The organism is Paenibacillus sp. 01L418 (assembly GCF_056400045.1).
Genome location: NZ_JBFTSN010000003.1, coordinates 61,941 through 69,988 on the forward strand (window position 1 = coordinate 61,941; position 8,048 = coordinate 69,988).

At 45.3% G+C, this 8,048-nt stretch carries 9 protein-coding genes; 1 reads left to right on the plus strand and 8 read right to left on the minus strand.

Annotation, left to right across the window (positions count from 1 at the left end; all coding sequences use genetic code 11):
* From AC1DSE_RS00935 to AC1DSE_RS00970, 8 genes are all read right to left on the minus strand, one after another.
* Entirely contained in the window at positions 1-699 is a 699-nt protein-coding gene (locus tag AC1DSE_RS00935; protein WP_441878684.1) for a response regulator transcription factor, read from the minus strand.
* 147 nt (positions 700-846) lie between these two features.
* Complete coding sequence (locus tag AC1DSE_RS00940) at positions 847-1,725, minus strand: hypothetical protein (RefSeq protein WP_477510836.1); 879 nt, start codon at positions 1,723-1,725, stop codon at positions 847-849.
* A 25-nt stretch (positions 1,726-1,750) separates the two neighbouring features.
* The gene (locus AC1DSE_RS00945; RefSeq protein WP_477527323.1) at positions 1,751-4,180 is read right to left on the minus strand and encodes a heavy metal translocating P-type ATPase; all 2,430 of its coding nucleotides are present in this window, start codon (positions 4,178-4,180) and stop codon (positions 1,751-1,753) included.
* 50 nt (positions 4,181-4,230) lie between these two features.
* A complete protein-coding gene (locus AC1DSE_RS00950; protein WP_441878690.1) occupies positions 4,231-4,434 on the minus strand; it encodes a cation transporter in 204 nt (67 codons plus the stop codon).
* Positions 4,435-4,535: 101 nt separating this feature from the next.
* Positions 4,536-4,673, minus strand: a complete 138-nt coding sequence (locus AC1DSE_RS00955) for a hypothetical protein (protein WP_441878692.1) — start codon at positions 4,671-4,673, stop codon at positions 4,536-4,538.
* Between the two features lie 188 nt (positions 4,674-4,861).
* Positions 4,862-5,191, minus strand: coding sequence for a metal-sensitive transcriptional regulator (locus AC1DSE_RS00960; protein ID WP_477527324.1), 330 nt, complete (start codon positions 5,189-5,191; stop codon positions 4,862-4,864).
* Between the two features lie 116 nt (positions 5,192-5,307).
* Positions 5,308-6,738, minus strand: a complete 1,431-nt coding sequence (locus AC1DSE_RS00965; RefSeq protein ID WP_441878694.1) for an MFS transporter — start codon at positions 6,736-6,738, stop codon at positions 5,308-5,310.
* A 127-nt stretch (positions 6,739-6,865) separates the two neighbouring features.
* Positions 6,866-7,186 (minus strand): thioredoxin family protein, encoded by a 321-nt coding sequence (locus tag AC1DSE_RS00970; RefSeq protein ID WP_441878696.1) that lies wholly within the window; start codon positions 7,184-7,186, stop codon positions 6,866-6,868.
* A 350-nt stretch (positions 7,187-7,536) separates the two neighbouring features.
* Between AC1DSE_RS00970 and AC1DSE_RS00975 the strand changes: the two genes are divergently transcribed.
* Positions 7,537-8,048, plus strand: a 512-nt coding sequence (locus AC1DSE_RS00975; protein ID WP_477527325.1) for a DUF2306 domain-containing protein, incomplete at its 3' end; no start/stop codon positions are given.

Here is an 8,048-nt window from a genome sequence, read left to right on the forward strand (position 1 = left end):
TTAAAATTCTCCCAGCTTATATCCGATGCCCCATAACGTCTTTATATATTGCGGCGATGATGGATCGTCTTCGATCTTCTCTCTCAAACGGCTGATATGAACGTTTATAACGTTCTCGTCTCCAAAGTAATCATCATTCCATACCGATCTGTAAATTTGCTCCTTCGTAAACACTTTGGTTGGGTTCATCGTTAGAAGCTTTATGATCTGCCATTCCTTTGAAGTAAGCTTAATCGACTTGCCCCGTTTACTTACATCAATATTATCCGTATCGATTGTAAGTTCATGAACACGAAGTACGTTCGAGGCTTCCTGATTCCGAACACCTGAGTATAGCGTTGCTCTGCGAATCGCAGCTTTTACTCTTGCGAGCAGTTCGATCATAGAGAACGGTTTGGCCAGATAGTCATCCGCTCCGAATCCTAATCCTAAAGCTTTGTCCACATCGCCATCCTTAGCAGATAAAATGAGGACTGGAAGCAGACTATGCTCCCTAATCTTCTTCAAAAAATCAATGCCATTCAGCTTAGGCAGCATGACATCCAGCAATATTAAATCATACGTTTCCTGAGAAAATAACCGCAGTGCTTCTTCACCATCTGCCGCATGTACGATATGGAAGCCTTCCAACGTCAAATAAGCCTCTACCATTTCGCTAATCGATCGATCGTCTTCTACGAGCAATATGCGTTGTTTCAAGCCGTCCCACCTATCCTATCTATGTAAAGTCATTTTATATTTTCAATCTATTTCCTTACTATACCATAGCCTATTTGTGTCAGATGACAGGAACATTGTCCAATAACTAAAAAAAAGCCCGCGATTTTACGCGGACTTAAGATTCGTTTATTTCACTTCAACTACAAAAGGGCTGATAAACGTTTTACCGTTTCGTTGAAATTGCCCCCAAATCTTATATACACCAGCACTCGGGAAAATCGTCATGAATTTCGCCTCCGGGCCTTTCGCTTTTTCCTCCATCGGGTGTACATGCAAATACTGCTCTGTATCTTCGCTTAGAATCACAACGTGCCCAACTGCGCCTAGGTAAGGCTCTAAATCCGTTATCGGATCTTTGGACTTCGCATCCGAAAGTTTGAAGTTCAACTCCATTTCTTTGCCGGCTTCCGGATGATTGTTTTCGAGTGTGATTTCTACCCCGTCCACAATCACGAAATGTTCATCCGATGGTTTAATCGGAACTTGTTCAGCGGCTAGCCCTTCTACCTTGATCCATTCGGACTTCGTTGTGGCTGATCCGCCGGTAGGAATATAGTCGGCGAATAACTTGTAATCTCCACCGGAAGGGAACGATGTCGTGATTTCGAATTGCCCATTCCCTTTGTACTCCGGATGGATGTGGTCAAAGTAAGATAAATCTTTGCTGACTGCGATGAGATGAAGCTTCTTCTCGTGATTAATATCAAATGCCTCGATGGCCTTTCCGTCCGTATCTTGAATTTGTACGGTTATTACGGTGTTCTCTCCAGATTTCGGCGTTTCTTCAGACCATTTCCATTCAGCATTCGTCTCAAGCTTCTTCGTCTCACCAGAATGTTCTTCTCCGTGAGCTCCGTGCTCTCCGGCACTGGATGCAGCGGGTGATGCCACTTGAGAATTCCCGCCATGAGCACCATGATTATCTGTTTCTTGTTTATTTTGTTTTCCGCAAGCAGCAACAAGAACGAGTACAGCTAGCAATCCGATCAAATAAATTCGTTTCATTTTAGCCTCCATGATCTGAATAACTTTAAACTTTTGCCCTTTGTAGACGCAGCGCATTCAGTACAACGGAGACGGAGCTTAAAGCCATAGCTGCTCCGGCGAGCCATGGTGCAAGGAATCCAAGCGCTGCAATCGGGATGCCGATGACATTATAAGCAAGCGCCCAGAACAAGTTTTGCTTAATGTTTACCATCGTTTTCTTACTCATCGAGATCGCGTCCGGAATACTGTTCAAGTCACCGCGCATTAAAGTAACATCCGCAGCCTCCATGGCCACATCGGTTCCCGTTCCGATAGCCATCCCGATATCCGCAATTGCCAATGCCGGCGCATCGTTAATTCCATCTCCAACCATTGCGACCTTCTTACCGCTTTCTTGCAATCGCTTGACCTCGTTGGCTTTGCCATCGGGCAGCACTTCCGCCAGCACATGGTCGATTCCAACTTGGCTCGCAATGGCTTTCGCCGTACGTTCATTGTCGCCTGTCATCATCACGACTTCCAAACCGAGCTGCTTTAATCTGGCAACTGCCTGCTTCGAAGTTTCTTTAATCGTGTCCGCTACGGCTACCATACCAGCGTACTTCCCGTTAACCGCAACCAGCATCGCTGTTTTTCCAACCGACTCCAGTCGGCTCATTTCCTCAAAAGCGGACTCCGCGTTCACGTTAGCTTTCGCCAATAACTTTCGGGTTCCTATTAGCAATTCGTTCCCTTGAACTGTAGCTTCAATGCCAAACCCAGGTATCGCTTGAAAGGATTCGGTCGATGGGAGAGAAATACCTTGCTCTTGAATGCCAGCCACGATCGCTTCCGCAAGCGGATGCTCCGAATTCTTCTCCGCTGCAGCAATCCAGGACAAGAGCTGTTCCCGATTATAGCCTTGCTCAATCCGTACATCCGTCAATTCCGGCTTGCCTTTCGTTACCGTTCCCGTTTTATCCAATATAATGGTGTTAATGCGATGCGTGGATTCTAAATGCTCGCCGCCTTTGAACAAAATACCGAGTTCAGCGGATCGACCCGAACCAGCCATGATCGATGTTGGCGTAGCAAGACCTAGCGCACACGGGCATGCTATAACCAGAACGGCAATTGCCTTCTCCAACGCCTCTGCGAAATTGCCTGCATCAACAGCGAAGTACCAGATCAAGAAAGTGACGATCGCGATCCCTACAACGATCGGGACGAATATTCCAGAGATCACGTCAGCCACCCTTTGAATCGGCGCTTTCGAGCCTTGCGCTTCCTCTACGACTTTGATGATTTGGGAAAGCGCCGTTTCTTTTCCGACTTTAGTCGCTCTAACTTTAAGCACGCCATTTTTGTTCAGCGTTGCTCCAATGACTTGATCTCCTGTCTGCTTATCTACCGGGATACTTTCACCGGTTAACATCGATTCATCAACTGCCGATAACCCTTCAAGCACTACACCATCGACTGGCACTTTCTCGCCGGGTTTAACTAGGAATACATCTCCAGTTACTACCTCTTCTATTGGAATACTAACTTCCTGACCATCCCGTATGACGATAGCCGACTTGGCTTGTAAACCCATCAATGCTTTAATCGCTTCGGAAGATCGGCCTTTCGCCAGCGTTTCAAATAATTTACCCAGCAAGATTAACGTAATCAGCACGGCACTCGTCYCATAATACATCTCAACCTGATGATGTGCGGATGCATTTATTGATTCGATGGTTAAGTAAACACTATAGAAGTAGGCGGCAGATGTGCCGAGCGCTACCAATACATCCATATTCGCACTGCCATTGCGCAGCGCCTTATAGGCTCCGACATAGAAACGGCTGCCAATAATGAATTGTACCGGGGTAGCCAATATCAATTGGAACCATGGATTCATGAAAATCTCAGGCACCCATATCCATGACGTAAAGGAGAAATGCCCAACCATTGCCCAGAGAAGCGGCAAAGAGAGAATAGCTGATACAATCAACCGGATCTGCAGGCTGCGGACTTCTTTTTTCTTATGATCGCTTTCATTCGTCTRCTCGCTCTTTGGTTTAGCTTTATAGCCGATCTGTTCAACTTTCTTGATCATATCTGCAGCACTTGTCATGGATGGAATAAATTCCACATGCGCCGTCTCCAAAGCTAAGTTTACCGTCGCTTTTACGCCGCTCATTTTGTTAAGGCCCTTCTCGATGCGCGTGGCGCATGCTGCGCAGGTCATGCCTACAATATCGAAGTCAATGGACTCCTTCACCGTACCGTATCCCAGGGCTTGAATTTTCTGCTCCAATTGGGACATGTTCACTTGAGTAGGGTCAAAGTTGACGGATGCTTGCTCCATGGCGAAGTTCACGTTTGCTTGTGCAACGCCTTCCAGCTTATTCAGGCCTTTCTCTATACGGCTCGCACATGCTGCGCAAGTCATGCCAGTGATCTGTAGTGTGGCTTGTTGATTAGATACTGCTTGATTAGAACTGCTCATGATCATCACCTATTCTTCTGTCGTATTACCATCTTAACTATGTGACTTTTTTATTTCACGACATCGTAACCCTGTTTCTCAATCGTTTCGACAATGGCATCCAATGAGACTTCACTGTCGTCATACACCAATTCAACCAGGCCTGCGGCTCGATCAACAGTCGCTTTGGCACCGAGAGTTTCGACTGCACCTTCAATCCTACGAACACAACTGCCACAAGTCATTCCTTCTACATTTAACATAACGTTTTTCATTATTAATTCCTCCGTCTCACTTGTTTTGTTAATATACAATACTCCCCTATAGTATATTAACGACAAAATAATAAATTATTGATGACTTCCTTGAAGTTGATTCAACCGACAAGCTTAGTCACACTTTCCTTTCGCAAACGGGTCACTTGCTCCAAGGGTGCAGCCTGCATATCCGATTTTATTAGAATCGACAGTTCCAAGCCGGTGAACGCTTCATCCAGCCAAAGTTCGAATGGCAAACCCACTTCTTCCGCACCTTATGAGAGTGGAGATGCTAAGGCTAATATACGAAGAGTCAAGCTCCAACACAACCTTTGTAATTAATGGTAACGATAAGTATAGAATACCCCCGTACCCTATATTTGTCAAGCGAAGTTGATGAATAAAATTTAAAAGCAAATGTACACAAGCACATTTGCTCCGATTATCATTTCATTAGTTTATTTATTGTCGTCAACAACTCWTCAATGACTCCATGTTCACCCGATTGAATTTTTTCAACGACACAGCTTTTCATATGGTTCTCGAGAAGTAATTTTCCGACGCCGTTTAGAGCCGATTGAACCGACGCGATCTGATTGAGCACGTCATCGCAGTACGTATCTTTTTCGATTAACCCTTTGATCCCTCGAATTTGCCCTTCAATTCGGTTCAGGCGACTGGTCAGGTTTATCTTGGTCTTCTCGGAGTGATGGCTATGTTGATGGTGGTGATGATTTTCATGTCCAGCGGATGCAACCGTTAATTCATTTTCCATGGCTTATCCCCTCCCCTTAAGCCCTATTATACCCCCTAACCCTATCCGATGCAAAGTTCTGATAAAGCAGCAAATCAGCCGTGAATAACACGACTGATTATTATGCTATCTCATTTTCAATTCTCTGGCGTTTTCCCTTTACGAATAAAAATCAACGCGATAAGCGCACCCACGATAGCTATGATAGCTGCTCCAACGAATGCGGAGTGAAAACCCGTATTTAATGCTGCAATTTGATCGATCCCTTTATCCAGCTCCCCTTTTGTCCAGGAAGAAGATACAGCAACCATGACAGCTAATCCAATGGCTGAACCAATCTGATAGCTCATATTGGATAAGCCCGACGCCAAACCGGATTCTTCCGGTCTTGCCCCTGACAAGGAGGAAATCGTTGCCGGGATATAAGCCATTGACATGCCAAGTGCCCCGAGTAGAGAAGCCCATAGTACGTTGGTAACGAAGTTTCCATCCTCTGGCGTATTCCCAGCGAACAGCAACAGTGATCCTGCTAATATAAGCATGCCAATGACGAGATTTCCTTTGATGCCGAACTTGCCGACAAGCCTTCCCATGACTGCGACCATCAAGATCATGATGAGGATCGTCATCGGCACCAGAGCAACCCCGCCCATGAATGCCGAATAGTTCAAAACCTGTTGAAGATACAGATTTAAGAAAAACCAAAGCGGAATCCAAGCACCTGAAAGAGTTGCCAAAATGATATTGCTCGCAAGTAGATTTGGAGCTCTAAATATCCGTAGAGGTACGAGCGGGTCTTTTTTCTTCGCTTGCACGATCAGAAACAGAATGAACAGTACAGCAGCAATGGCCAATAGACCAAATGTTTGCGCCCCCCATCCGTTATGCTCCGAAGTGACGATCGCATATACCGCCAGCACCAACGCAGCTGTGACCGTCAGTGATCCTAAGATATCGATGCTGCCCTTGCTTTTTGTTCCTTTTGGAAGGACATACAGACTGTACAAAATAGCGAACAAGCCAACGGGGATGTTGATCAGGAATGTCCAATTCCAACTGAGCCATTCCGTGATGACTCCTCCAAGGAAAACCCCGGCGGTTCCGCCTGCTGCTGCGGATGCTCCCCAGAAGCCGAAAGCTTTGTTTAACTCCTTAGGGTTAGCGACAAAAAGTTGCATGATGATGGTCAATGCAGCTGGAGCGATTAGCGCAGATCCAAATCCCTGAATGGCGCGGCCAATATTCATCGACTCCTGGGACCAAGCTAATCCGGCTAACAGCGAAGCAAGTGACAAGATTATAAACCCAAGCATAAACATCTTGCGTTGACCGAATAGATCGGAAAGTCGGCCTCCTAGCAGCAATAATCCCCCAAAGAAAATGACATACGCATTAAATACCCATTGCAGGTTGTTTTGCGAGTAACCAAGTGCTTCTTTAACAGCTGGAAGAGCAACCCCGATGATAGATGTATCCATGATAACGATGAACTGAGCCAAGCATAGCAAGAACAATGCCTTCCATCTTAGCGGATTCACATTAGCCATAGCATTTGAATTTCCTGACATATCGTATTCCTCCTTGATTTGATTTACATTCGTATAGTATACCCCCCTACCCTATATTGTCAACAACTATTTCCATAAAAAAACTGCTGACTTTAGATCAGCAGTAACTTGATTTGATTTAAATCCACTATGGGATGAGTTGATTGATAGCGCCCGTTAACGTTTCTTTCGGTACAAATCCTGTTACTTTCCCGACTAGCTCACCCTTTTTGTAAATAAACAAAGCTGGTAAACTCATGACTCCCATTTGCTCTGTCACTTTCGTTTCCGTCGCTGCATCCACCATGGCCACCGTTACTTTTCCTGCATAAGCTAGGTCGATTTCCTCTAGAATCGGCTTCATTTGTTTACAGAGCGTACACCATTCCGCCCAAAATTCCACCAAGACGGCATCCTGTTCAGAAACCAACTTATCGTAGGTGTTGTCCGTTAAATTTAAGATAGTCATTGCTATATTCCTCCTCTTGTCTAATTCACCCTTATAGGTACATAACCACCACACGCAACACACAGTTTTTGTTGATGGAGAATCTTAATATACTTTAACTTCATAAAATCAGACAAACACTATAATAACTCAAATACCGCCAAATTAAAATTTAAGATAAAAATCTAAAAATCTATTTATAAGTTAACATGATCTCCGTCGGAATTGAGGCAATTGGGTCTTTATCTGCGGATCGACCTATTAGACTTAAGACGTAGTCGTAGCTCCGTCGCCAGCCGCTTGAGGCGGAATAAGCTTAAATGATACATTTTCATTAACAGTAAATAACGATGAAATTCGGAGGTAAACTGATGCGTGTACGAGGAAGTGCCGGTCGTTCGTGGTCACTTGGAATATTGGCTTTTTTGGCGTTAGCGGTTGGGGCCTACGCCTTGCTTTTGTACGGATCACTTGACGGCATTAAGGAGCAGGGCTTTGTCACAGAAAAAGGAAGCATGCCTGACCTATGGTACAGCGTTTTATGGGGCCATGCCGTTTCTGCTGGAATAGCGATTGCAATCGGCTGGTTTCAATTCATCAAGCGGTTTCGGCATCGCTCGCCAAAAGCACACCGCACGATCGGCTATATTTATGCTGCAATGATTGGAATTGGCGGCATCACTGGCCTGTATCTCGCTTTTTACGCAAACGGCGGGCTGATCGCAAAGGTTGGCTTCGGCACCTTATCTATTTTATGGCTGTATTCCCTTTATCGCGCGTTAAAAAGCATTATCGTCCACCGGAATAAGGCTGAGCATGGACGCTGGATGGCAAGAAACTATGCTCTTACCTGCGCTGCAATTACACTCCGCTTGTATACTGC

Excerpts from the sequence above, each read along its gene's own strand:
- AC1DSE_RS00940 (WP_477510836.1), bottom strand. The coding sequence starts at position 1,725 with ATGAAACGAATTTATTTGATCGGATTGCTAGCTGTACTCGTTCTTGTT.
- AC1DSE_RS00950 (WP_441878690.1), bottom strand. The coding sequence starts at position 4,434 with ATGAAAAACGTTATGTTAAATGTAGAAGGAATGACTTGTGGCAGTTGT.
- AC1DSE_RS00965 (WP_441878694.1), bottom strand. The coding sequence starts at position 6,738 with ATGTCAGGAAATTCAAATGCTATGGCTAATGTGAATCCGCTAAGATGG.
- AC1DSE_RS00970 (WP_441878696.1), bottom strand. The coding sequence starts at position 7,186 with ATGACTATCTTAAATTTAACGGACAACACCTACGATAAGTTGGTTTCT.